General features: G+C 44.6%; 27 protein-coding genes. 25 read left to right on the top strand and 2 right to left on the bottom strand.

Translation table 11 applies throughout. The features are described 5' to 3' along the window. The first annotated feature begins 29 nt into the window (after positions 1-29). The 25 genes from rplU to fliB all read left to right on the top strand — a co-directional run bounded on the left by rplU (position 30) and on the right by fliB (position 20,622). Positions 30-338 carry a 50S ribosomal protein L21 gene (gene rplU, locus DW085_RS03865; protein WP_106999905.1) on the top strand — a complete coding sequence of 103 codons (309 nt, stop codon included), beginning with the start codon at positions 30-32 and terminating at the stop codon, positions 336-338. A 5-nt stretch (positions 339-343) separates the two neighbouring features. Next, positions 344-673 carry a ribosomal-processing cysteine protease Prp gene (locus tag DW085_RS03860; protein WP_022359434.1) on the top strand — a complete coding sequence of 110 codons (330 nt, stop codon included), beginning with the start codon at positions 344-346 and terminating at the stop codon, positions 671-673. A gap of 3 nt (positions 674-676) precedes the next feature. After that, positions 677-967 carry a 50S ribosomal protein L27 gene (rpmA, locus tag DW085_RS03855; RefSeq protein ID WP_022359433.1) on the top strand — a complete coding sequence of 97 codons (291 nt, stop codon included), beginning with the start codon at positions 677-679 and terminating at the stop codon, positions 965-967. A 59-nt stretch (positions 968-1,026) separates the two neighbouring features. Beyond that, positions 1,027-2,319: a GTPase ObgE gene (gene obgE, locus DW085_RS03850; RefSeq protein WP_106999904.1), complete on the top strand. Its 1,293-nt coding sequence runs from the start codon at positions 1,027-1,029 to the stop codon at positions 2,317-2,319. 215 nt (positions 2,320-2,534) lie between these two features. Then, complete coding sequence (gene yhbY / locus DW085_RS03845) at positions 2,535-2,831, top strand: ribosome assembly RNA-binding protein YhbY (RefSeq protein WP_022359431.1); 297 nt, start codon at positions 2,535-2,537, stop codon at positions 2,829-2,831. 50 nt (positions 2,832-2,881) lie between these two features. Next, positions 2,882-3,508 carry a nicotinate-nucleotide adenylyltransferase gene (gene nadD, locus DW085_RS03840; RefSeq protein WP_117795776.1) on the top strand — a complete coding sequence of 209 codons (627 nt, stop codon included), beginning with the start codon at positions 2,882-2,884 and terminating at the stop codon, positions 3,506-3,508. After that, positions 3,508-4,089 (top strand): bis(5'-nucleosyl)-tetraphosphatase (symmetrical) YqeK, encoded by a 582-nt coding sequence (gene yqeK / locus DW085_RS03835; RefSeq protein WP_118491422.1) that lies wholly within the window; start codon positions 3,508-3,510, stop codon positions 4,087-4,089. The genes nadD and yqeK overlap by 1 nt, the downstream gene beginning before the upstream one ends. A 27-nt stretch (positions 4,090-4,116) precedes the next feature. Further along, positions 4,117-4,485, top strand: coding sequence for a ribosome silencing factor (gene rsfS, locus DW085_RS03830; protein ID WP_118491420.1), 369 nt, complete (start codon positions 4,117-4,119; stop codon positions 4,483-4,485). 449 nt (positions 4,486-4,934) lie between these two features. Further along, on the top strand, positions 4,935-5,252 hold the full coding sequence (locus DW085_RS03820; protein ID WP_106999901.1) for a helix-turn-helix transcriptional regulator: 318 nt from the start codon (positions 4,935-4,937) through the stop codon (positions 5,250-5,252). Positions 5,253-5,273: 21 nt separating this feature from the next. Next, positions 5,274-5,927: a hypothetical protein gene (locus DW085_RS03815; protein WP_118467706.1), complete on the top strand. Its 654-nt coding sequence runs from the start codon at positions 5,274-5,276 to the stop codon at positions 5,925-5,927. Between the two features lie 47 nt (positions 5,928-5,974). After that, positions 5,975-6,490, top strand: coding sequence for a hypothetical protein (locus tag DW085_RS03810; protein ID WP_118491416.1), 516 nt, complete (start codon positions 5,975-5,977; stop codon positions 6,488-6,490). A 532-nt stretch (positions 6,491-7,022) separates the two neighbouring features. Continuing rightward, on the top strand, positions 7,023-7,274 hold the full coding sequence (locus tag DW085_RS03805) for a hypothetical protein (protein WP_118491414.1): 252 nt from the start codon (positions 7,023-7,025) through the stop codon (positions 7,272-7,274). Between the two features lie 381 nt (positions 7,275-7,655). Next, complete coding sequence (locus DW085_RS03800; RefSeq protein WP_117795417.1) at positions 7,656-8,969, top strand: hypothetical protein; 1,314 nt, start codon at positions 7,656-7,658, stop codon at positions 8,967-8,969. 1 nt (position 8,970) lies between these two features. After that, positions 8,971-9,783 carry a DeoR/GlpR family DNA-binding transcription regulator gene (locus DW085_RS03795; RefSeq protein ID WP_118491412.1) on the top strand — a complete coding sequence of 271 codons (813 nt, stop codon included), beginning with the start codon at positions 8,971-8,973 and terminating at the stop codon, positions 9,781-9,783. Positions 9,784-9,787: 4 nt separating this feature from the next. Continuing rightward, entirely contained in the window at positions 9,788-10,399 is a 612-nt protein-coding gene (locus tag DW085_RS03790; protein WP_107000398.1) for a class II aldolase/adducin family protein, read from the top strand. Position 10,400: 1 nt separating this feature from the next. After that, positions 10,401-11,234: a purine-nucleoside phosphorylase gene (locus DW085_RS03785; protein WP_106999896.1), complete on the top strand. Its 834-nt coding sequence runs from the start codon at positions 10,401-10,403 to the stop codon at positions 11,232-11,234. A 31-nt stretch (positions 11,235-11,265) separates the two neighbouring features. Next, on the top strand, positions 11,266-12,339 hold the full coding sequence (gene mtnA, locus DW085_RS03780; protein WP_243033914.1) for an S-methyl-5-thioribose-1-phosphate isomerase: 1,074 nt from the start codon (positions 11,266-11,268) through the stop codon (positions 12,337-12,339). A 13-nt stretch (positions 12,340-12,352) separates the two neighbouring features. After that, positions 12,353-13,525, top strand: a complete 1,173-nt coding sequence (locus tag DW085_RS03775) for a BMP family ABC transporter substrate-binding protein (RefSeq protein WP_117795415.1) — start codon at positions 12,353-12,355, stop codon at positions 13,523-13,525. 32 nt (positions 13,526-13,557) lie between these two features. Then, complete coding sequence (locus DW085_RS03770; protein ID WP_118491410.1) at positions 13,558-15,099, top strand: ABC transporter ATP-binding protein; 1,542 nt, start codon at positions 13,558-13,560, stop codon at positions 15,097-15,099. Next, the gene (locus DW085_RS20150) at positions 15,086-15,694 is read left to right on the top strand and encodes a hypothetical protein (protein WP_284525705.1); all 609 of its coding nucleotides are present in this window, start codon (positions 15,086-15,088) and stop codon (positions 15,692-15,694) included. Before DW085_RS03770 ends, DW085_RS20150 begins: the two co-directional genes overlap by 14 nt. Before the next feature lie 32 nt (positions 15,695-15,726). After that, positions 15,727-16,233, top strand: a complete 507-nt coding sequence (locus tag DW085_RS20145) for a hypothetical protein (RefSeq protein WP_284525704.1) — start codon at positions 15,727-15,729, stop codon at positions 16,231-16,233. Continuing rightward, positions 16,233-17,192, top strand: coding sequence for an ABC transporter permease (locus tag DW085_RS03760; RefSeq protein WP_106999892.1), 960 nt, complete (start codon positions 16,233-16,235; stop codon positions 17,190-17,192). Before DW085_RS20145 ends, DW085_RS03760 begins: the two co-directional genes overlap by 1 nt. Positions 17,193-17,195: 3 nt before the next feature. Continuing rightward, positions 17,196-18,470 carry an amidohydrolase gene (locus tag DW085_RS03755; RefSeq protein ID WP_118491408.1) on the top strand — a complete coding sequence of 425 codons (1,275 nt, stop codon included), beginning with the start codon at positions 17,196-17,198 and terminating at the stop codon, positions 18,468-18,470. Between the two features lie 314 nt (positions 18,471-18,784). After that, positions 18,785-19,480: a TMEM165/GDT1 family protein gene (locus DW085_RS03750; protein WP_118467698.1), complete on the top strand. Its 696-nt coding sequence runs from the start codon at positions 18,785-18,787 to the stop codon at positions 19,478-19,480. Further along, entirely contained in the window at positions 19,468-20,622 is a 1,155-nt protein-coding gene (fliB, locus tag DW085_RS03745; RefSeq protein ID WP_118491407.1) for a flagellin lysine-N-methylase, read from the top strand. Before DW085_RS03750 ends, fliB begins: the two co-directional genes overlap by 13 nt. A gap of 186 nt (positions 20,623-20,808) precedes the next feature. On the opposite strand, the gene lexA is transcribed toward fliB, so the two are convergent. Both lexA and DW085_RS03735 read right to left on the bottom strand, forming a co-directional pair. Then, positions 20,809-21,426 carry a transcriptional repressor LexA gene (lexA, locus tag DW085_RS03740; protein WP_022359416.1) on the bottom strand — a complete coding sequence of 206 codons (618 nt, stop codon included), beginning with the start codon at positions 21,424-21,426 and terminating at the stop codon, positions 20,809-20,811. A gap of 182 nt (positions 21,427-21,608) precedes the next feature. Further along, positions 21,609-22,523 carry a hypothetical protein gene (locus tag DW085_RS03735; RefSeq protein ID WP_118491405.1) on the bottom strand — a complete coding sequence of 305 codons (915 nt, stop codon included), beginning with the start codon at positions 22,521-22,523 and terminating at the stop codon, positions 21,609-21,611. Between the last annotated feature and the right edge of the window lie 176 nt (positions 22,524-22,699).

Raw genomic sequence — 22,699 nt, 5'->3', positions numbered from 1 at the left:
CGAGTAATGATAATAGGAGGTGCCATCAGATGTACGCGATTATTGCAACAGGTGGTAAGCAGTATAAGGTTGCCGAGGGCGATGTAATCAAAGTTGAGAGACTCGGTGCTGCTGCAGGTGAAGCTGTTACTTTCGATCAGGTTCTGGCTGTTAACAACGGTGAGATGAAGATCGGATGCCCGACCGTTGAGGGTGCTACTGTATCCGCAACAGTTGTTAAAGAAGGCAAAGGCAAAAAAGTTATCGTTTACAAGTATAAGAGAAAAACTGGCTACCATAAGAAAAATGGTCACAGACAGCTCTTTACAGAAGTTAAGATCGAAAAGATCAACGCTTAATTGAAATGATTCAAGTAGACGTATACTCCGATTCCAAAGGATGTACCACGGGAGTGGAAGTAAAGGGACATGCTGGATATGATGAGTACGGCAAAGATATTGTCTGTGCGGCTGTATCCGTTCTGACTGTCAATATGGCTAATTCGGTGGAGAAATTTACCGATGACGGTTTTAAGGGCAGTGTGGATGAAAAGACAGGTCAGTTTATTTTTCATTTTACCGGTACTGTAAGTGCGGAATCAAAACTCCTGATGGATTCGCTGATACTTGGACTTACCGATATCGCGGAGAGTTATGGAGATAAATACATTAAAATTCGATTCAGGGAGGTGTAACGCATGTTTAAAATGAACCTTCAGTTATTCGCTCATAAAAAAGGTGTTGGTTCCACAAAGAACGGTCGTGATTCTGAGTCCAAGAGACTTGGTGCGAAGAGAGCAGACGGACAGTTCGTATTAGCTGGCAACATTCTTTACAGACAGCGCGGAACCAAGATTCATCCAGGTGTGAACGTAGGACGCGGTGGAGATGATACATTATTCGCTATGGTTGACGGCGTCGTAAAGTTTGAAAGAAAGGGCAGAGACAAAAAGCAGGTTTCTGTTTACCCGAGAACAATTAACGAATAATTATAAAGAAGCTCCATACGGATTGTATGGAGCTTCTTTCAGATCAAAAGGAGGTATTTATGTTTGCCGACAGTGCAAAAATTTATATCAGATCCGGAAAAGGCGGCGACGGTCATGTCAGCTTCCGCCGGGAACTTTTCGTAGCTGCTGGCGGTCCGGACGGCGGCGATGGCGGTCGCGGCGGCGATGTCATTTTTGAAGTGGACGACGGACTGAATACCCTGACCGATTTCCGTCATGTCCGCAAATATGTGGCTGGCGACGGAGAGCAGGGCGGAAAACGCCGCTGTCACGGAGCAGACGGCGAGGATCTGATTGTCAAGGTTCCGGAAGGAACCGTTATCAAGGATTTTGAATCCGGTAAGGTAATCGCGGATATGTCCGGCGAGAACCGCCGAGAAGTGATTTTAAAAGGTGGCAAGGGCGGTCTTGGAAATATGCACTTTGCGACCTCGACGATGCAGGTTCCGAAGTATGCACAGCCGGGACAGCCGGCACAGGAACTCTGGGTACAGCTGGAATTAAAGGTAATCGCAGATGTTGGTCTGGTTGGTTTCCCGAACGTCGGTAAATCGACCTTGCTTTCACGCGTTTCCAATGCACGTCCGAAGATTGCCAATTACCATTTCACGACGCTGAACCCGCATCTTGGCGTGGTTGATCTGCAGGATGGACAAGGCTTTGTCATGGCAGATATTCCGGGGCTCATCGAGGGTGCATCCCAGGGAATCGGTCTGGGACATGATTTCCTGCGCCATATCGAGAGAACCAAGGTTCTCGTGCATGTTGTGGATGCGGCATCCGTCGAGGGACGTGATCCGGTTGAAGATATCCGTACCATCAATGCGGAGTTAAAAGCATATAATCCGTCGCTTTTAGAGCGTCCGCAGGTGATTGCTGCCAACAAGGTAGATTCGATTTACAATACCGGCGAAGAGGACTGGGAAGACCCGGTAGAGCGCTTAAAACGCGAATTTGAGCCGGAAGGCATCCAGGTATTTGCCATTTCTGCAGTTACCGGACAGGGTGTAAAAGAGCTCCTTTACCATGTAAATGATCTGCTGAAAACGGTTGACCGCAAGCCAGTTATTTTCGAAAAAGAATTTGAGTACCAGTATCAGGGCGAGAATCTTCCGTATACCGTGGAACGCAATGAAGATGGTATTTATGTGGTAGAAGGACCGAAGATCGAGAAGATGCTTGGTTACACAAACCTTGATTCTGAGAAGGGCTTCCAGTTCTTCCAGAAATTCTTAAAGGACAGCGGTATTCTGGCTGAGCTGGAAGAGGCTGGCATCGAAGAGGGCGATACAGTTCGTATGTATGGTCTTGAATTTGATTACTATAAATAATTGACATTTACGTAACTGTTCAGTACCTTCACAGTCACGCACAAAAATCCATTAAAAATTGCCTACGGCAATGGGATTTTTGCCTGCTGGTCCATGTTTTCGTACGGTCAGCGCAGTAAATGCGCAGACCTACTGAATAGTTACACATTTACAATATTTCAAACTCAGAAATCCACACTGGATCTGAGTTTGAATTTTAACAGGAGATAGATTTTATGACAAGCAAACAGAGAGCTTATTTAAAAGGTCTCGCGATGACCATGGATCCGATCTTCCAGATCGGCAAATCCAGCCTGACACCGGAACTGACCGCTGCTGTGGCAGAGGCGCTGGAGGCTCGCGAGTTAATTAAACTGAATATTCTGAAGAACTGCGTCGATGACGGCAATGAGCTGGCAGCCGTTCTGGCCGAGCGTACCCACGCACAGGTAGTACAGGTAATCGGCAAGAAAATTGTTCTTTATAAAGAGGCAAAGGACGAGAAGAAACGTAAGATCGTTCTGCCAAAATAAAGGAGCTGCATTCTGCGAATGAATCTCTGACAGAAAGGATACGGATGACGATGAAAAAGATCGGTATTATGGGGGGAACATTTGACCCGATCCATAATGGACATATCATGTTGGGAAGACAGGCGTATGAAGAATATGATCTTGACTGCATCTGGTATATGCCCTCCAGGATCCCGCCGCATAAAAAGGATCATACGATCACAGCGGCAAAGGACCGTTTGGCAATGACTGCAGCTGCGATCGCGCCGTATCCTTATTTTAAGCTGTCTGATTTTGAACTTCGCAGAACCGGCGGAAATACCTACACAGCAGACACGCTTCGCTTATTGAAAGAAGAATATCCGGATGTTGAATTTTTCTTTATCGCGGGCGCAGACTCAATTATGGACATTGAAAAATGGTATCATCCCGAATATGTTCTTCCAGCCGTCACATTTTTGGCGGCAGCAAGAGAGCATGAGGAGGCGGATCGTTCGCTGGATGAGCAGATTTCCTATTTAAACCAGAAATATCAGGCGCATATTCTGCGTCTTCACTGCCGTGAAATGGATGTTGCTTCGGCGGAGATCCGCGCGGCTTTCCGAGCAGGACACGCAGCAGACGTTCGTTCCCTGGTGCCGAAGGAAGTCTGTCAATATATCGAACAGCACGGCTTGTATCAGGAGGTAAATGTGTAATGGACGAAAGAATTACAGAGATACGGAAGCATTTGAAAAAGAAATTGAACCCGATGCGCTATGAACATACGCTGGGTGTTTCATACACATGTATGGCTCTGGCAATGCGTTACAGTGCCAATCTGGATCAGGCGGAGATGGCTGGACTTCTCCATGACTGTGCAAAGCGCTATGATGATGCGACTATCATCTGCAAATGCCAGGAGCATGGCATTGAACTGACTGAAGGTGAACTGCGGGCTCCGGCTGTGATTCATGCAAAATTAGGCGCATGGATGGCAGAACACAAGTATGGTATTACCGATCCAGAGGTCTTATCTGCAATCGCCTGCCATACGACCGGAAAACCGGCGATGTCCCTGTTAGACAAGATCCTGTACGTAGCCGATTACATCGAACCGCGCCGTGATAAGGCGCCAAATCTGCCGAAGCTCCGCCGTCTTGCATTTGAAGATCTGGACGAAGCGCTGTATCAGATTCTGGACAGCACCCGCAATTATTTAAAGGAAACGGGCATGGCAGAGGATGATACAACCGAACAGACCTGGGAATACTATCATGAACGTCATGTTCATCAATAGACACATTAACAGGATTTAAATAAAATAATGAGGAGGATAATCCCCGTGGAAGCAAAAGAGCTGACCAAACTTGCCGTAAAGGCGCTGGAAGATAAAAAAGGCGAAGATATTCGCGTCATTGATATTCATGGAGTATCTGTACTGGCTGATTACTTTGTCATCGCAGACGGAAGCAACGCCAGCCAGGTAAAGGCAATGGCAGATAATGTAGAGGAAGAACTCGGCAAAGCCGGTCATGAGTGCCGTCAGATCGAGGGCTATCAGACTGCCGGATGGATCCTGATGGATTACGGCGATCTGATCGTACACATTTTCTCCCGCGATGACAGACTGTTTTATGATCTGGAGCGCATCTGGAGAGACGGAAAAGTAGTTGAGAATATGGAGGAATTGTAATAGATTTTTGTTTCATTCCTTTTATATCACGAACAGAAAGGGAAAAACCTGTAAATGGTTTTTCCCTTTTATCGCGAATAAGAGAGAAAAACTTGAAATCTGTGTTTTCCCATCTATCGCGAACAAGGCTGATAAAGTGTTTTCCTTTCAACTCAAAACTTACTTTTTAAAAGCGCTCCATTTTGTAAATTTCAAAAATAGTGAAATAAAACGAGTTACAAGGTTGGAATACGCTAATTGCAACGAACGCAATTTGTTTATTGAGAAGTGTTGTATCAAAGCAATAAGTATATATATTGATATTTTTTTAAAAGATCATATAATAGTGGTAGGAAAAACCCTACATTCCCTACTGCTATAGTATGATTGGTACTGGTGGGTCTGTCCTTTCCGTGGTAGAATATTTACGTTATCAAGAAACACGGTCCTGAATCATGGAGGTGCAAAGTATGGAACCAATGTATTTGTCAATCCAGCCGGAAGAGACAGGGGAACGCATAAGAAGACTGCTTTTGGAACAAGGGTATACGATTCGGGAAATCCAGGGAGCTTTCGGGTTTGAAAATCCGCAGGCCATTTACAAATGGCTGTCCGGTAAATCGTTACCCAGCATCGACAACTTCATTATTTTAAGTAGATTATTGCATACTACGATTGAAGATATCCTCGTCATTGACGGGGATATTCCTCGTTTATGGGGAATTTTAAACCGATGGTTGAATGACATCCGTTGCCGTATGATTTACAATCGGATCAGAAACAAATGATAGAGGAGAGGACGGTGAAACATGGAATCGGAACATAAATTTATGTTAAATGATATTCTGCGAAAGAAACGGAAAAGTAAGATGCGCAAACCGGAATATCCTGTTTTTCTTACTTACGGACCGATTCACGTTTTCCCCTTGGGATGGATAAAACGTTGGAAAGAAGATATCATCTGCATCTGTCAGAGATTGCGTTACGGATACTGCTACCGTGATGCCTGGGCGATTGACCAGTGGTTTCTTGTTATCATCCCCAATATGCTCAACGATCTACGTATCAACGGTCATGGATATCCGGGATCTTTCACAGGAACCGAAGAAGAGAATGTGCGGAAATGGAACCGGATCCTAGAACATATGGAATTTCTATTTCGGGAGGCAAACGAGGAAACCTGTCACCGGAAAAATCCATATGAAGAAGCATATGATCAGGCAAGAGAGGCTTTCACCCGGAAATACGGGATGTTTGGTGAAAAGCTGAAAACCGAAGAAGAAAAAGAGCAGGAAAAAGATAAAGGTTATTACTGTGTGCATACCATGTCCGATGTGCCGGAATACAAGGAAATATTGGACCAATGGTTTGCAGCGGAGAAGGAACTGGCAGCATACCGAGATCGGTGTATGAAAGAAGGAATGAAGCTTTTTACCAGATATCTCTGGGAGCTGTGGGACTGAGATCATTTTTATTTATATTGATAAGAACATTGTGGGAGGCGAAAATCATGCAGAAAATTACATCGGCTTATGCAAATAAGATGCTGAGAAGCCTGGAAGAAGACAAGGCATTCTGGGTAAACAAGGAATCGACATCCAGTACTTACGTGGCTGCGGTCAACGAGGAACCAGTCGTTCCGGAATATGATTACATGACTGTTGCGAATACGATTGATGAGATTGACAGGAAGATCCTTACTATTAAGCACACATTGAATCTGACCAATGCCACCGCAAAAGTGCAGGTCGGCGCTCAGAAAATGAGCATTGACGGCATCCTGATCCGGATGGCGCAGCTCAACAAGAGAAAGACGGTGCTTGACGATATGCGCAAGAGACTTCCAAAAACGCGAGTCTATGGCAACTCCTTCGGTTCTTCTGGTTCGGCACCGGAGTATAAGTATATCAACTACGATCCGGAACTGATCCGGCAGGAATATGACCGCATCTCCAATACGATCATGGAAATGCAGATTGCACTGGATCGTTATAATCAGACGGTGCTGTTTGAGGTGGATATCTAAGTAGAATTTCCGTACAGGGCATACTTCTAACAAAAAAATTACAAGTGGTTACGGTTCATTGTCATCGCTTATCGGTTATTTGTTATCGGGTTATGTGTTTCGGTTCATGGAGACGGCTTTGGAAAAGCATATCATGCAGATTTTCAAATCACCCTGTAAAAAACCTGTGAGGGATCACGGTGCCAAGGTACGGTTTTCAGGCACAACGGCTGCGGAAGCAATTCCGTAGCCATTTTTCATGGTAAGAAGGATTTCGGTCTGAAAGAGTTCAAAACCTAACTCAAAACTTACTTTTTAAAATCGCTCCATTTTGGAAATTTCAAAAATAGTGTACTGAAGTGGGTTATAAACACGGAATGGATTGGGTCACAAGAATTCCAAAACCGGAATTATGATAAAGCGCTTTATGATTTCAGGCAGGAACGTCTGAGCGAAAATTTGACTCAAAACGTTATCCGCAGAAACCGCTAATTGGAAATTCGAATTCGATGATGATATAGTTGGGCAGAAAAAATCGAAAGGAGATCAGACTATGGGAAGACTTTACAAAATCAACCAGCCGTGTCCCAAGTGCCATGAGGAACATAATTGGTGGCATATTCAGCTGACGGATGAGGAACAGGCGAAGATGGATGCGTATGTGGCAGCCAGTGAGGGAAAATCATCCTTGGAGTTATTTCTGGGCGAGCCGGGAATTGTTGTTATGCGAAAGCTTAAGTGTTGTTGCTGCGGTCACGTATTTGAAGTGAAACAGTACATTATTCAAGGGTATATCAGCATATGAAGCATAAAACAGCTTGTTTCTAATAGTAAATTCCAGTTTTGAAGAACTTTGCAAAACTAACGTCCATAAAAATCATGATATTTTGATTTGCCAGAATTTACTTTTGCAAGTGATTAGCTAAATCAGAACTTAAACTTGCAAACTGGAAGCTCGGATTCCAATTCAGCTCTCCTAGAAAGATCCCTTCGATTTTTCGGGGGATCTTTTTGTGACATAGAAAACCTCATCCTATGGTGAAAAAACAAAACAAAAAACAGAAAAACAAAGAAAAAGAAAGATTAGTACTTGCTTTTCCTATAAAAGGTGCTTATAATGTATGTAAATAAATCAGCTGCTAGTTAGTAGCAAAACTAATAAATACATATAAGAGGAGAAGAAGAGATGAGAAAAAAACTTGCAGTAATGATGGCTGCTATGGCCGCAACCGCGATGGTAGGGGGCTGTGGTGCAAAGGATGCAGCACCGACCGGCGCAGAGACCAAACCGGCTGAGACTTCTGCTGCTCAGGAGACAGAAGCAGCTCAGGAAGAAACCAAAGAGGCTGATGCCCATGAGGCAGAATACCTGGCAGAGTTTTTCGATGTACAGATCAAAGAAGATCCGGACAGTGCTGCTTTTTCCGCTGACCTGAAAAAGGTAGCAGGAGATGAGGCACCGGCTGTCGAGGGGGACATGACCTGGTTTTCTGCTGTGAAAGCTGCTGTGGCTGCTGCTGATTATGAAGAGCTTGCTCTTAGCTATCCGGAAGATAAGATTAAAGATCGTCTTGAACAATATGGGGTAAAGATGGATGAGACGAATGAATATGCCAGATACGTTGCTGCTGCTCTGGATACCAGCCTCATCACTTCCGAAACTGCGAAAAAAGTCGTTGCAGAAGATGCCTTTACAGCTGAGGATGAAATCAGTCTTCTGATGGCAATTGCCAATGCAAATGGAGACGCAAGAAACTACCTTGGCATGTCAAATGATCCAGACATTTACGCGAAACTGGACCAGGCATGGAATTCCTTTATCTTATTTGATGACAGCAAACTGGCAGAGATCGGAAAAGAAGCTGTACAGAACAAGGTAACCACCGGATATGGATTAAAATCTGCTGCATACAGTGCCCGCTTTTTACCGGAACTGACCTTACAGTACGGTCATTCTGATATCAAACATGTACATCAGCTGATGGGGCTCCTGAACAGCGAGAATATCACAGCAAAGGTTCAGCTTGAGCCTAAGATTAGTATTTACCAGTATCTGCCGGAGTGGGGTCCGATCCCGGAGGCTACTCCAACCTACGAAGTAAAAGAATATGAAGATCTTGCACTGGTATATGCAGTAGAATATGACCTTGAGCTTGAGTTCGACAATCTTGAGGATATGAATCGTTTTGACGAAGTAATCAAGACGTACGCAAAGAAAAATGAAGGAAATGAAGAAGCAAAGGGCCTGATCTATGCATCCTGGTGGCAGCCGCTTTATTCTTCAACCAGAACAGATATGCCGGAGACTGATTATCATCAGATCTATGATTGCGTAATCACGAACGATACGTATTCCATTCATCCATTTACCTTACCGGAAGATAAAGATGAGGTTGTTGAAAAACTGACGGAAATCTCCGACGGCCTGGAAGTAGTACCGGTTGAACGCTTCTGCAATACCGCTTTCTATAATTACCTGGAAGGTGAGGACTATCAGTAATATGCATGCAATCGAACGTGCAGAATACATCTTGTCCATGCTGGAGAAGAATAAAGTAGTCATGGTGACGGATCTGAGCCGTGAAATGGGAGTTACGGAAGAAACGGTTCGAAAGGATCTGGAAAAACTGGAAAAACAGGAGAAATTAAACCGTGTTCACGGAGGTGCCTACTTAAACGAAGGTTTTGGCAATGAAACTCCCATCTCGGTTCGCAGCAAGGTGATGCAGGAAGAGAAAAAGCTTCTTGCATCTCTCTGCATGCAATGGATTCACGAAAAGAGTTCCATTTTTCTGGATTGCAGTACCACGGCTCTTCATATTGCAAAGCAATTAGCGGATTTTCCCGGCAAGCTGACCGTCATGACCAATTCTCTGGCAGTGGCAAAGGAGATTGATGTGAATCCGCAGATTCGTCTTATTTTATTTGGCGGTGAGCTGAATCGCGATCGGGAAGCGTTTGAAGGACAGACCGTACTGGAACAGATGAAAACCTGCTTTATCAATTATGCATTTGTCAGCAGTGCCGGCTGCAGTCTGGAGGCAGGTATTACAGATTCCACCCGTGAAGAAGCAGATATCCGTCGTCAGGTATTAAAGCAGGCGAAACATAAGATCCTGGTGGTGGACAATACGAAGATCGGACGCAACGAGGTGTATGTGATCGGAGAGTTGGAGCAGCTCAGTCAGGTGGTTGTGGATCATTCCATCCGAAAAACCAATCCGGACCTATGGGAATGGTTCCAGGCACATCAGATCCCTGTCCTGGAAGGGAAAGCGGAAAGAAAATCAAAAACCAAAGGAGATGAGCGATAAGATTATGACAGATTTGAAGGAACTGAAACAAAATGTGCTGATGACAGCGAAAAAGGCCTATGATGAAAAGCTGATGGCCGGAACAAGCGGCAATATCAGTGCTTACTTTCGTGAGAAGCAGTGGATCGTAATTACTCCCAGCTCCTATGATTACAGTTTGATGGCGGAAGAGGATATCGTAGTGATTGATCTGGATGGCAATCTGGTCGAAGGAAGACACAAGCCATCTTCCGAGTGGAAAATGCATGCTGAGATTTACCGTCACCTGTCCCATGCTAATGCGGTGGTGCATACACATTCTCCTTATGCAAGCAGTTTTGCGGTAAACCATCAGGAAATTCCAGTTGTACTGATTGAAATGATTCCTTTCTTAAAAGGGAAACTGGAGGTAAGTCCTTATGCACAGCAGGGAAGTGCAGAGGTTGGTCTGAATGCAGTTCCAATCCTGGAACGGAAAAATGCCTGTCTGATGGCCAATCACGGTGTCGTGGCTATCGGCGGAACATTACCGGAAGCATATACAAACAGTGTTTATGTGGAGGATGCTGCAAAGATCTATCATCTTGCACTCTGTTCAGGACATCCGGTTGTGATCAAAGAATACGAGGAGGTCTGATATGACAAAGGCGTATGAACGATTATTAAAATGCTATCAGTGCTTTAAAGACAAAATTAATTTTAAGCCGGAGGTGGCACTGGTGCTGGGATCCGGACTCGGTGATTATGCAGATACCATTCGGGTAGAAGCTGTTTTGGATTATCATGATATTGAGGGTTTTCCTGTGTCCACAGTCAGCGGACATAAGGGCAGATTTGTCTTTGGATACGTAGGAGATGTCCCGGTCGTAATCATGCAGGGACGTGTCCACTACTATGAAGGATATTCCATGGAGGATGTAGTTCTTCCCACCCGTCTCATGAAGATGATGGGGGCCCGGGTCTTGTTTCTGACCAATGCTTCCGGCAGTGTGAATTATGATTACAAAGCCGGTGATTTTATGATGATCACCGACCAGATCAGTAATTTTGTACCGTCTCCTCTCATCGGACCCAATGAGGAGATGCTGGGAGAGCGTTTCAGCGATATGTCTGAGATTTACCGTAAGGACCTTTGTGAGATCATCCGGGGTGCTGCTGCAGACCTTCAGATTCCGCTTCAGGAGGGAACCTATATCCAGCTGTCCGGTCCGAATTTTGAAACTCCCCATGAAGTAAAAATGTGCCGGATACTTGGAGGAGATGCAGTAGGAATGAGCACCGCATGCGAGGCCATAGCTGCCAATCATATGGGCATGAAGGTCTGCGGTATTTCCTGCATTTCCAATCTGGGATGCGGAATGACTGATCAGCCTTTGAGTGCGGAGGAAGTGAAGGAAACAGCTGACCGTGTTGCACCGTTATTTAAACAGCTGATTACGGAATCCATAGTTCGAATCGGTAAAATGATCTGAGTGATGAATAAAAAACAAAGGAGATGATAAAGTGGACAATCAGTCAGAAGCAATCAAAAATGTGTACTTGCATGAAGACGGCAAAGCTGTGACCATCATTGATCAGACTAAGCTTCCAACGGTTACCGAATACCTGACCCTTGGAACGGCGAAGGATCTGTATGATGCCATTTTTGAATTGAAAGTCCGGGGAGCACCGGCAATCGTAATTTGTGCGGCATTTGGAATGTATGTTCTGGCCGGAACGATTGAAACCGGGGATTACGATGAGTTTTTAAAGAAATTCAGAGAGTATAAGGATTATCTGAACTCTTCCCGTCCAACTGCAGTGAACCTGAGCTGGGCATTAAACCGCATGGAGCAGGTAGTGACAAGCCACAGCGATGCTTCTGTACCAGAGATTCTTGGATATCTGAAGAAAGAGTGCATGGATATTCAGGAAGAGGACAGCCAGATGTGCAGAGCGATTTCTGAATATGGTTTAAGCCTTATTAAGGACGGAGACGGAATTCTGACACATTGCAATGCCGGACCCTTAGCCACCTCCCGCTATGGAACTGCCTTAGGACCTCTCTTCCTTGGAAAAGAGCAGGGCATGAATTTCCATGTATTTGCAGATGAGACAAGGCCGCTTCTTCAGGGAGCAAGACTTACCTCATATGAGTTAGATCAGGCAGGAATCGATGTAACATTGATTTGTGATAACATGGCCAGCATTGTAATGAAAAACGGCTGGATCCAGGCCTGCTTCGTAGGCTGTGATCGTATCGCTGCCAACGGTGATGCGGCCAATAAGATTGGAACCAGTGGTGTTGCAATCCTTGCAAAACATTACGGAATTCCGTTCTATGTATTAGGACCGAGTTCAACCATCGATCTTGACTGTGCAACTGGCGATGATATCCAGATCGAACTTCGAAGTCCGGAAGAGATCAAAAGCAAATTTTATGAAAAACCGATGGCACCGGAGGGTGTCAAATGTTATAATCCGGCATTTGATGTAACCGATCACACGCTGATCGCCGGAATTGTAACGGAAAAAGGAATCTGCAGACCACCGTATACGGAGAGTCTTGCAAATATGTTTGGCAAAAACAAAAAATAGGAGGAAAAGATTGATGAAAAAATTATTTGGTATTGTAGCAGGTGTAGCAGTATCCGCAGCGTTAATGACAGGATGCGGTGGAAACAATAATACAGCCGAGACAAAGGAAAATACGGCTGAAACAGCAGCAGCTTCTGCTGAGAACGCTGATGGAGATTTAAAGATCGCCATCGTGACCAGTCCATCCGGTGTAGATGACGGCTCCTTTAACCAGGATAACTACAACGGTATCCTGAAATTTATCGAGTCTCATCCGGGAGCAACCGTAACTCCGGTTCGCGAGGAAACCGGTGATCCGGCTGCAGTTATTCAGGCAGTTGCTGATATCGTTGCAGACTACAATGTGATCGTATGCCCGGGCTTCCAATTCTCCGGAATCGGAACCATCGCAACCGATAACCCAGATGTAGATTTTATCCTTGTAGATACGAATCCGACCGATTCTGAGGGTAATGACATCGAATGTGATAATATTTATGCAATGACTTTCAAGGAGCAGGAAGGAGGTTTCTTCGCGGGAATGGCAGCTGCACTGGAGTCTGAAAGCAAAAAGGTAGCTGTAGTAACCGGTATTGCATACCCAAGCAATGTAAACTATCAGTACGGTTTTGAGAGTGGTGTCAATTACGCAAATGAGAAATATGATACCGGTGTTGAGATCGTAGAGATCCCATCTTACGCAGGCGTTGACGTTACCAATAAAAATGTAGGTGGAAACTATGTTGGAAGCTTTGCAGATGAAGCAACCGGTAAAGTTGTTGGAAAAGCTCTCATCGATGAGGGCTGTGATATTCTGTTCGTAGCTGCAGGCGGTTCTGGAAACGGTGTATTTACTGCTGCTAAAGAAGCTGGCAATGTAAAAGTAGTAGGCTGTGACGTAGACCAGTATGATGATGGTGCTAACGGTTCTGATAACATTATTCTGACTTCTGTACTGAAAGTTATGAGCATGAACGTAGAGAAACAATTAAATGCTATCGCAGACGGAGGTTTCCAGGGAGCAAACGCTCTGTTAGGTGCAGATTCTGATTCTGTTGGTTATGTAACAGAGGAAGGACGTCAAAGCATGTCTGAGGATACCGTGAAGAAGATGGACGAAGCATATGAACTTGTAAAAGATGGAACTATCGTTCCGGCAGCAAACTTTAACGGAATTGAGCCGGAAGATTTCCCAGGATTGAAATAATACGTTCTGTACCAGAAAATGAGGAGGCTTAAATGTCGGAATATATCATTGAAATGAAGCACATCACAAAACGTTTCCCAGGTATCGTGGCAAACGATGATGTGACGCTTCAAATTAAAAAAGGTGAGATCTTCGCACTGCTTGGCGAAAACGGTGCCGGAAAATCAACTTTGATGAGCATGATATTTGGTATGTATGAACCGGATGAAGGTGAGATCTTCATCCGGGGTAAGAAAGAACAGATTCATTCTCCAAGCTACGCAACAAAACTCAATATTGGTATGGTCCATCAGCATTTTAAGCTGGTACAGAATTACACGATTACAGAAAACATTATTCTGGGTTTAAAGAAGAAAGACAAACTGTTTGGAATCCTTCCCTATGTTGATTTAAAAAAAGCAGATCAGGAGATCGAGGCGCTTTCTAAGAAGTACGGTCTGGAAGTCAATCCGATCGATGTGATCGAAAATACAAGTGTATCGACACAGCAGCGTGTCGAGATCCTGAAAATGCTGTACCGGGAAGCTGAAATTCTGATCTTTGATGAGCCGACAGCAGTGCTGACGCCTCAGGAGATTGAATCCCTGCTGACGATCATCCGCAACCTCAGAGATGATGGAAAAACCATCATCCTGATCACCCATAAGCTGGAGGAAATCAAAAAAATTGCAGATAGATGTGCGATTTTAAACAGAGGAAAGCTCATCGATGTTCTAGATGTCGCCACGACCTCTACAAAGCAGATGGCCAATTTGATGGTTGGACGGGAAGTTTCTTTTGAAGTAGAGAAATCAGAGCCTCATTACCGGGAGACTGTGTTAGAGGTAAAGAATCTCACTGTAAAAAATCAGGATCATTTTGAAGTAGTAAAAAATGTATCCTTTTCTGTCCACGGCGGAGAAGTATTTGCCATTGCCGGAGTATCCGGCAATGGTCAAATTGAGATTGCAGATGCGATTGCAGGAGTTGAGAAGGCAGCTTCAGGTAGTATTCTTCTGAATGGAGTCGATATCACCAATTACTCCATCTGCAAACGAACCCTGGAAGGAATCTCTTATATTCCGGAGGATCGGCAGAGCTGCGGCCTGGTCATGGATTTTACCCTGGAGGAAAATCTGGGACTGAAAAACTACTTCCGAGAACCATTTTCCCATAAAGGTGTACTGGATAAAGCAGAATTTTCCCAGTACGGAAATGAACTGATTGACCGGTATGACATCCGGAGCAGTCAGGGAAACAAGACCATTGTCCGCTCCATGAGCGGCGGTAATCAGCAGAAGGCCATCATCGGAAGAGAGATTGAACTTCAGTCTCCTCTGATGATCTTTGTGCAACCAACCAGAGGTCTGGATATCGGAGCCATCGAAAATATCCATAAGCAGATTATCCGACAGAGAGATGCAGGAAAGGCAATCCTGCTGATTTCGTTAGAGCTGGATGAGATCATGAATTGTGCAGATACCATCGGAGTAATATATAATGGAGAAATCCAGAAAATAGCAGCTGCAAAAACGCTTACATCAAATGAAGTGGGAGAATTTATGATGGGGGTGCACCAAAATGCTGAAAATTAAACACAGATTGAAAAAGATGCTTGTCAGACTCCTGGGAAATGAAAAATACCAGGGTATCACCATTCCCATGTCGGCCATTTTCTTAAGCCTTCTGGCTGGAGCTGTGATCATTCTTTCGCTTGGCAAGAATCCTCTGTCGGCCTATGGTAACCTTCTTCAGGGGGCTGGATTCCTCCCGAAACCGAGTTATGCCGGATATAAGAATATGCTGACCGACTTCACCAGTTATATGAATGCCTGGACTCCGATGCTTTTTGCGTCTCTGGCAGTAGCAGTCGGTATGTGTGCCGGACTCTTTAATATCGGTGTCTCCGGTCAGATGCTTACCTCTGGTTTTATCACAACTCTGGTGATCGGATATAGTTCCCTTCCGGCAGCGGTGGCTAAGCCATGCGTACTGATTGTCGGAGCAGTCGTTGGTGCACTCATCGGTGCACTTATTGGCTGGTTAAAATACAAATTTAATATCAATGAAGTCGTATCTTCGATCATGATAAACTATACGGCCCAGTATGTGATCAGCTTTTTCATCAACACGTACTATATCAATCCGGTTCCAGGCAGTCCCAGGCCGTCTCGAAAGCATCCCGCCTGACTCTGATGGACACACCCGTCGGAAACTTGAAAATGGATATTCCCTTAGGAATCCTTCTTGCAGTTCTGACTGCAGTCCTGGTGAAGTTCGTGTTAGATCGCACCGTATTTGGCTATGAACTCAAATGCGTGGGACTTGGAAGAAAAGCGGCCATGTATGCAGGTGTCAATGTTGGCAAAAGCATGATCATGGCGATGATGTTCTCCGGTGCATTAGGAGGCCTGGCAGGAGTGACGTACTACCTGGGGTATTTTGGTTCGATTCAGCCCCGCGTCCTTCCAAGCACCGGTTTTGATGCCATCGCAGTGGCACTTCTTGCAGGAAACCATCCCATCGGCATCATATTTTCATCTCTTCTGATCACAGTGATCAGCAAGGGCAGTACCTACATGAATTCAGCATCCGGTCTGGAATCAGAGATCGCATCCGTTATCACCGGATTGATCCTGCTGTTTTCCGCCTGCGGTGTATATATCCGTTACAAAGTGAATCGAATGAAACAAGAGTTAAATGAAGAGACAGAAAGGGGGATCAGCTGATGGAACGAATCCTGATTGATGGTTTATCCTTTGCGATCCCGCTGTTCGTAATGGCAATCGGAGGGATCTACAGCGAAAAGAGCGGCGTGACGAATCTGGCTTTGGAGGGATTGCAGGGAATGGGGGCATTTATAGGCGCCTTTGTGGCCGTTCTGGCTGCAGGCTATTTTGGAAGCAATTCCCAGGTTCCTTATTATCTCGCAATTGTATGTGCCATGGCAGGTGGAATGCTGTATTCGCTCTTATATGGACTGTTATGTATCCGTCTGAAGGCAAATCAGATCATTGGCGGAGTCGTGATCAATATCCTGGCTATGTCACTGACTGCATTTTTTACAAAACTTTTAAACCGCCTTGTGTTCGGTGCAGCTTCGGAAAAATTTGTTCTGGGTGTGTCTGCACGGTTTACAATTCCGCTGCTCTCCGGCATCCCAGTAATTGGAGCCGCATTTAAAGATGTCTATCCATTTGAGATCCTGATCCTTCTGATCGCAGTTGTTGCCTGGTATGTGCTGTATAAAACGCGTTATGGCATGAATCTTCGTGCCTGTGGAGATAATCCTCACGCAGTAGACGCAGCAGGAGAGAATGTTACCCGGATCCGTCTGATTGCAGTCCTTGTATCCGGTGCTCTGTCCGGTCTGGCTGGAATCAGCTTTGCTTATTCCATTTCAGCGAACTTTTCTTCCAACATCTATGTGGGATACGGATATCTGGCGATTGCAGCCATGATATTCGGAAACTGGAAGATCCTTCCTACACTTGGATCCTGCCTGCTGTTTGGTTTTGCCCGATCCGGAGGCTATTATCTTGTCCAGAAGATGCAGATGCCCAGCAGTTACTCGGATCTTGCCATGACGCTGCCTTATATCGTTACAATGCTGCTTTTGATTTTCTTCTCAAAATACAATCGTGCTCCTCGTGCACTTGGAGAGATTTACGACAAAGGAAAGAGGTAGAACATGAATATTCGTTTTTATAATGCCCAGATTCTTCCGATGAATGGAAATATGGATATCATCCACGGAGAGGTATGGGTCGAAGGGAACACTATTACATATGTAGGTCCTCATAAGGAATGCGGCAATGTGTGGGACCGTGAGATCGATGCAGAAAAAAATCTCATCATGCCGGGCTTTAAAAATGCACATACGCACACAGCCATGACGTTTCTTCGATCCTATGCGGATGATATGCCGCTGCAGGACTGGCTGACAAAGCAGATCTTCCCGATGGAAGCAAAATTACAGCCGGATGATATCTACTGGCTCTCCAAACTGGGAATCATGGAATACCTGACCAGCGGTATTACCTCCTGCTTTGATATGTATCTGAATACAGAAATGATGGCTAAAGCATCGGTAGAATGTGGATTCCGGAGTGTACTCGTCAGCGGAATCAATGATTTTTCCTCTTCATTGGAGGAAGTGGAGGCAGATTTTAATACCTACAACCAATATGATGAGCTGATCAGGTATTGTCTGGGATTTCATGCAGAATACACTTGTTCCGAAGAACTCTTAAAAAAGATTGCCGAGCTGTCACAGCGCTACAAGGCTCCTGTATTTGCTCATATGTCAGAAACAGAACGGGAAGTGGCAGAGTGTGTACAGCGCCATGGAACTACACCTGCAGCTTATCTGGATTCCCTGGGCTTATTTGAACATGGGGGCGGTGGATATCATTGCATTTGGTTTACCGATGAGGAAATAGAACTCTTCCGCAGGAAAGGACTGACAGCGGTAACCAATCCTGGATCCAACACAAAACTTGCAAGCGGCATCGCCAACACTACGGCATTTTTGAAACACGGAGTCAATATGGCCATCGGCACAGATGGACCAGCCAGCAACAACTGCCTGGATATGTTCCGGGAAATGTTTTTAGTGACGGGACTGGGAAAACTTCATGATCGGGATGCATCTGCAGTACCAGCAGAAGAAGTTCTGAAAATGGCAGTAACCGGCGGTGCAAAAGCAATGGGACTGACAGACTGCGACTGCCTTGCAGAAGGCAAAAAGGCGGATCTGATTATGATCGATCTGAACCAGCCGAATATGCAACCTATCAACAACCTGATGAAAAACCTGGTATACAGCGGAAGCAAACAGAATGTGAAGATGACCATGATCAACGGCAAGATCCTCTATGAAGACCAGAAATTCTTCATTGGGGTGGAGCCAAAGGAAGTTTACAAAAGGGCAAATGAGATCATAACCCGAATGAGACAATCGTAGGTAAAAGCGTTAAATTCCGTTGACAACACATTCTTTATTTGATACTATTTATCAAGTAAATTCAATATTCCATGAGGGAGTAGTTAGCGCGAAAGTGTGGTTTGTCAACATTCTGATTATAGCAACTGTATAATCTGGCAAATCTTAAATAATGAGACTCATGTATATCGATGGACGACAGTTTTTGTATCATGCATAGCTGTCAGTTGATATACATGAGTTTTTCTTTTGTGCATTGATGCAAAAAAGGGAGGACATCATAATCGACAGTGAGCGGTGAGGGAACATGCATTACATCTAGGAGGAAATGAAAAATGATGCTGTTTTTTAAAGTGTTTTTTACAGAATTTATCGCAGAGATGGGCGATAAAACCCAGCTTATGCTGATTGCTCTCACTTCAAAATATAAGTTGAGAGATATTATACTAGGAACTGCGGCGGCGATTCTTGTTCTGAATGGTCTTGCGGTTCTGGCGGGCGGACTTGTCAGTGAATTTATTCCTGACTGGCTTATTAAGATGATTGCAGCACTTGCATTTCTGTATTTCGCCGCATCGACTCTTGCCGGTGATGATGAAGAAGAAGAGGATGAGGGCGGTAAATCAAAGATTCAGTTTGCACCCTTAGCTGTTTTTTGTACATTTTTTGTGGCAGAACTGGGAGATAAGACTCAGCTTACAGCCATCACGTTCGGAGCCAATGAAGGCATGAAATCAGCCTTTGTTGTATGGATTGGGTGCTCTCTGGGACTTTTTGCAGCGGATATTCTCGGAATGCTGGTTGGATATCTTTTAAAGAGCAAAACTCCCGATGGGCTGCTGAATACACTGGCATTTGTTATTTTTTCCATATTTGGTGCTTTCACACTTCATCAGGGACTGAACATGATGAACGCAAGAGTCTGTCCGATTCCGGTATGGCCGGTATGGATTGCTGCGGCTGTTATTTTTACTGCCTTATGTGCCTGGATCTATATAAAAAGAAAGAAGGAAAATAAATGCGATATTTAAAACCACATTATTATGATAAATTTGTCTGTACAGCAGGAGATTGTCCGGATAGCTGCTGTGCCGGATGGCAGATCATGATTGATGAAACCTCTCTGGAGCGATATGGAAATGAAAAGAGCGAGTTCGGAACGCGATTACGCAATTCTATTGACTGGGATGAAGAATGTTTTTACCAGAACAATCGGCGCTGTGCATTTTTAAATGAAGAAAATCTCTGCGATCTTTATAAAGCACTGGGACCAGATTCTCTTTGTGATACCTGCCGGATGTACCCGAGACATACGGAAGAATACGAGGGACTTCGGGAATTGTCTCTTTCCCTGTCCTGTCCGGAGGCGGCTAGAATCATTCTTTCCTGTAAAGAACCGGTCCGTTTTCTGGAAGAAGAGGACGATTTGGAGGACGATTTTGAAGAATTCGATTTTATGATGTTTTCCCAGTTGGAAGATACAAGAGATGTTCTGTTTTCGATTTTACAGGATCGATCCCTTCCTCTGACACTCCGAATGTCGGCATCCGAACAGCTGACAGAACAATATCAGATCCGGGTGGAAGAGCAGAAGGAATATGAAATTGATGAACTTTTGCGAAACTGTGAAGCTCATCATCAGAGAAAAAAACTTCAGGAATTTGTATCAGAAAGTCTTGCTGAAAAAGGCATTGATGCAGCATCTCTCCATCGGTGGGCACGCCAGATAGAAGAATTGCAGGTACTACGCGGTCTGGAACGCCTGCGTCCGGAATGGGATGATGTGCTGGATGGTGCTGAAAAGTGGCTGTATCAGGGAAGCGAGGAAACCTATCATAAAATTTGCGAAGAATTTCATAAGGCATATGGAAGTTTAGGAAGTCACAAAGAAGAATGGGAAAATCTGGGTGAGCAGCTTTTAATGTTTTTTGTCTATACCTATTTTTGCGGGGCTGTCTACGACGATATGGTCTGTTCCAAGATGGAACTGGCATTGTTCTCTGTCCGCTGGATACAGGAATTTCTGATGGTCCGATGGCTGGAAAATGGAAAGAAACTTTCCATGAAGGATGTGGAAGAAATCTCCTGGAGATATGCCCGGGAAGTAGAACATTCCGATGATAACTTAAATGCACTGGAAGACTGGCTTTTTGAGCGGTATGCACCGGTTTAATCACTGAAAGAAGCGTATTGCAAAAATGAATCATACGAACAAAAAAGCTCTATTCTATAAAATTGAGCGTACAGTATCTCCGGACGTCAACGAATAGCATAGAGCTTTTGAGTTAAATTTTGCCACATAATGCTTCTGTCATTTTCATGATAATAAGCAAAAGGTAAGCGTCAGTAAACCAAGAGGTTACCGCATAAGGCGCAGCAGACCGATTACTTTGCCAAGAATCTGTACTTTATCCACAATAATCGGATCCATAGTTGCATTCTCCGGCTGGAGACGATAGTGACCGTTCTCCTTGAAGAAACGCTTAACGGTAGCTGAATCATCGATGAGTGCAACCACGATCTCGCCATTCTCTGCGACACTGGTCTGTTCCACGATAACACGATCTCCGTCATAGATGCCCACATCGATCATACTATTGCCGCGGACCTTCAGCATAAAAGTTTCGCTGTTCGGAAGCAGTTCTGCCGGAATCGGGAAATAGTTCTCCACATTCTCATCAGCCAGAATCGGCGCACCGGCTGCTACAGTACCGATAAGGGGTACATTCACCAGTTCACGGCGGGACAGGTTAAAGGTGTCATCAACGATCTCGATGGCTCTCGGTTTCGTCGGATCCCGGTGAATATATCCGTTCTTCTCAAGCTGTTCCAGATGAGAGTGGACAGAAGAGGTAGACTTAAGCTGTACCTTTTCACAAATTTCACGTACCGTCGGCGGATAACCTTTCTTTAAAATGCATGCTTTAATAAATTCCAAGATCTCTTTCTGTTTATCTGTAATACGTCCCTGTGCCATATAGATTCCTCCTGTCGATGAAGTATATAAAATGTTTTTAATATCGGATATACAGTGATTCTGGCAGGATACAAGTCGAACGCCCACCTGATGGGACCAGCAGCTGAATCACTGAAAGGTCTGGCCTATAGTAAGCCCTTATTATATTATATATAGTAACATATGTTCGGGCAAAATGCAAACTATTGTTCGTCTTTATCAATGTTTTCTTTTTTAAGCTGTTCTCTTGCCTGCTCAAGCAGCACTTCCAGACGGGCATTTTCTTTGTCTGCCTGACGAAGGAGTTCCTGCATTTCCCGTTCTTTTTTGAATAGTGCGCGCTCCATCGTAAGCTCCGCCTGGGCTTTGCATTGCTGAAGACCCATATCAGCATCTGCTTTTTGTTTTGATAATTCCTGGGTAAGTTCTGTGAGTTTCTGCTGTAGTTCTTTATTTTCAGTTTCAAGTGCCAGAATCCGATCGGATGCATGCTGATAGGACTCTGACTTTACCTCCTGTTCCTTCTGAGAGTGAGAGAGAGCAAGTACCGTATCATGAAGCTCCTGTTTGCATTGTAAAAGCTCATTCTTAAGCATTTCTTCTGATTCTTTTGAATGTTCATTTTTCTTCAGCTGATTTTGTGCCTCTTCTAGTTTCTCCTTCAGCATCTGGTTGATCTGCTCCTGGTCAGCAGCACCTTTTCTGAGCGATTCTAGCTGTTCGGTGAGTGTCTGTTCCTGCTTGGTCAGCAAAGCGGACTCCGCATCCATTTTTTTCTTTTCTGCTTGAAGTTGTTCTACTTTTTTCTGTAACTCTGTGAGGCGCAGTTCTTTTCTCTGGAGTTCAGAAGAGAACTCCTCCCGTGCTCTGGCTTCTGCATTCTGGTTCAATTCCAAGCTATACAGATATGCGGAGGTGATGGACTTAACCATGGTTTCAAACTCCTCAATCTCGACACCTCTCCCCGGGATTGAGGATTTGGCTTGATTTAACTCAAACACCTGCATCACATGATCAAAGCCCTGGGCCTGGTTCATTCCTTTTTGTTCGCAAAATGCACGGAAAGCATCCGCTGTATCGGAATCGATTCGAAAGTTTGCCTGTTTAATTTCTCCCATATTCTATATTCTCCAATCTATTTTTTTGTAACTGTTTATGCAACTATTCAGTAGGTCTGCGCATTTACTGCGCTGACCGTACGAAAACATGGATCAGCAGGCAAAAATCCCATTGCCGTAGGCAATTTTTAATGGATTTTTGCGTGTGACTGTGAAGGTACTGAACAGTTACCTGT

The sequence above is a fragment of the Clostridium sp. AF50-3 genome, from assembly GCF_003477445.1.
Classification (GTDB): domain Bacteria; phylum Bacillota; class Clostridia; order Lachnospirales; family Lachnospiraceae; genus Otoolea; species Otoolea fessa.
The sequence above is the reverse complement of the archived record's forward strand: the minus strand, read 5'-3'. Positions and strand labels throughout refer to the sequence as shown.

What these genes read in the sequence shown, in the direction of transcription:
- rplU (WP_106999905.1), top strand. Translation starts at nt 30, where the DNA reads ATGTACGCGATTATTGCAACAGGTGGTAAGCAGTATAAGGTTGCCGAG.
- DW085_RS03860 (WP_022359434.1), top strand. Translation starts at nt 344, where the DNA reads ATGATTCAAGTAGACGTATACTCCGATTCCAAAGGATGTACCACGGGA.
- rpmA (WP_022359433.1), top strand. Translation starts at nt 677, where the DNA reads ATGTTTAAAATGAACCTTCAGTTATTCGCTCATAAAAAAGGTGTTGGT.
- obgE (WP_106999904.1), top strand. Translation starts at nt 1,027, where the DNA reads ATGTTTGCCGACAGTGCAAAAATTTATATCAGATCCGGAAAAGGCGGC.
- yhbY (WP_022359431.1), top strand. Translation starts at nt 2,535, where the DNA reads ATGACAAGCAAACAGAGAGCTTATTTAAAAGGTCTCGCGATGACCATG.
- nadD (WP_117795776.1), top strand. Translation starts at nt 2,882, where the DNA reads ATGAAAAAGATCGGTATTATGGGGGGAACATTTGACCCGATCCATAAT.
- yqeK (WP_118491422.1), top strand. Translation starts at nt 3,508, where the DNA reads ATGGACGAAAGAATTACAGAGATACGGAAGCATTTGAAAAAGAAATTG.
- rsfS (WP_118491420.1), top strand. Translation starts at nt 4,117, where the DNA reads ATGAGGAGGATAATCCCCGTGGAAGCAAAAGAGCTGACCAAACTTGCC.
- DW085_RS03820 (WP_106999901.1), top strand. Translation starts at nt 4,935, where the DNA reads ATGGAACCAATGTATTTGTCAATCCAGCCGGAAGAGACAGGGGAACGC.
- DW085_RS03815 (WP_118467706.1), top strand. Translation starts at nt 5,274, where the DNA reads ATGGAATCGGAACATAAATTTATGTTAAATGATATTCTGCGAAAGAAA.
- DW085_RS03810 (WP_118491416.1), top strand. Translation starts at nt 5,975, where the DNA reads ATGCAGAAAATTACATCGGCTTATGCAAATAAGATGCTGAGAAGCCTG.
- DW085_RS03805 (WP_118491414.1), top strand. Translation starts at nt 7,023, where the DNA reads ATGGGAAGACTTTACAAAATCAACCAGCCGTGTCCCAAGTGCCATGAG.
- DW085_RS03800 (WP_117795417.1), top strand. Translation starts at nt 7,656, where the DNA reads ATGAGAAAAAAACTTGCAGTAATGATGGCTGCTATGGCCGCAACCGCG.
- DW085_RS03795 (WP_118491412.1), top strand. Translation starts at nt 8,971, where the DNA reads ATGCATGCAATCGAACGTGCAGAATACATCTTGTCCATGCTGGAGAAG.
- DW085_RS03790 (WP_107000398.1), top strand. Translation starts at nt 9,788, where the DNA reads ATGACAGATTTGAAGGAACTGAAACAAAATGTGCTGATGACAGCGAAA.
- DW085_RS03785 (WP_106999896.1), top strand. Translation starts at nt 10,401, where the DNA reads ATGACAAAGGCGTATGAACGATTATTAAAATGCTATCAGTGCTTTAAA.
- DW085_RS03775 (WP_117795415.1), top strand. Translation starts at nt 12,353, where the DNA reads ATGAAAAAATTATTTGGTATTGTAGCAGGTGTAGCAGTATCCGCAGCG.
- DW085_RS03770 (WP_118491410.1), top strand. Translation starts at nt 13,558, where the DNA reads ATGTCGGAATATATCATTGAAATGAAGCACATCACAAAACGTTTCCCA.
- DW085_RS20150 (WP_284525705.1), top strand. Translation starts at nt 15,086, where the DNA reads ATGCTGAAAATTAAACACAGATTGAAAAAGATGCTTGTCAGACTCCTG.
- DW085_RS20145 (WP_284525704.1), top strand. Translation starts at nt 15,727, where the DNA reads ATGGATATTCCCTTAGGAATCCTTCTTGCAGTTCTGACTGCAGTCCTG.
- DW085_RS03760 (WP_106999892.1), top strand. Translation starts at nt 16,233, where the DNA reads ATGGAACGAATCCTGATTGATGGTTTATCCTTTGCGATCCCGCTGTTC.
- DW085_RS03755 (WP_118491408.1), top strand. Translation starts at nt 17,196, where the DNA reads ATGAATATTCGTTTTTATAATGCCCAGATTCTTCCGATGAATGGAAAT.
- DW085_RS03750 (WP_118467698.1), top strand. Translation starts at nt 18,785, where the DNA reads ATGATGCTGTTTTTTAAAGTGTTTTTTACAGAATTTATCGCAGAGATG.
- fliB (WP_118491407.1), top strand. Translation starts at nt 19,468, where the DNA reads ATGCGATATTTAAAACCACATTATTATGATAAATTTGTCTGTACAGCA.
- lexA (WP_022359416.1), bottom strand. Translation starts at nt 21,426, where the DNA reads ATGGCACAGGGACGTATTACAGATAAACAGAAAGAGATCTTGGAATTT.
- DW085_RS03735 (WP_118491405.1), bottom strand. Translation starts at nt 22,523, where the DNA reads ATGGGAGAAATTAAACAGGCAAACTTTCGAATCGATTCCGATACAGCG.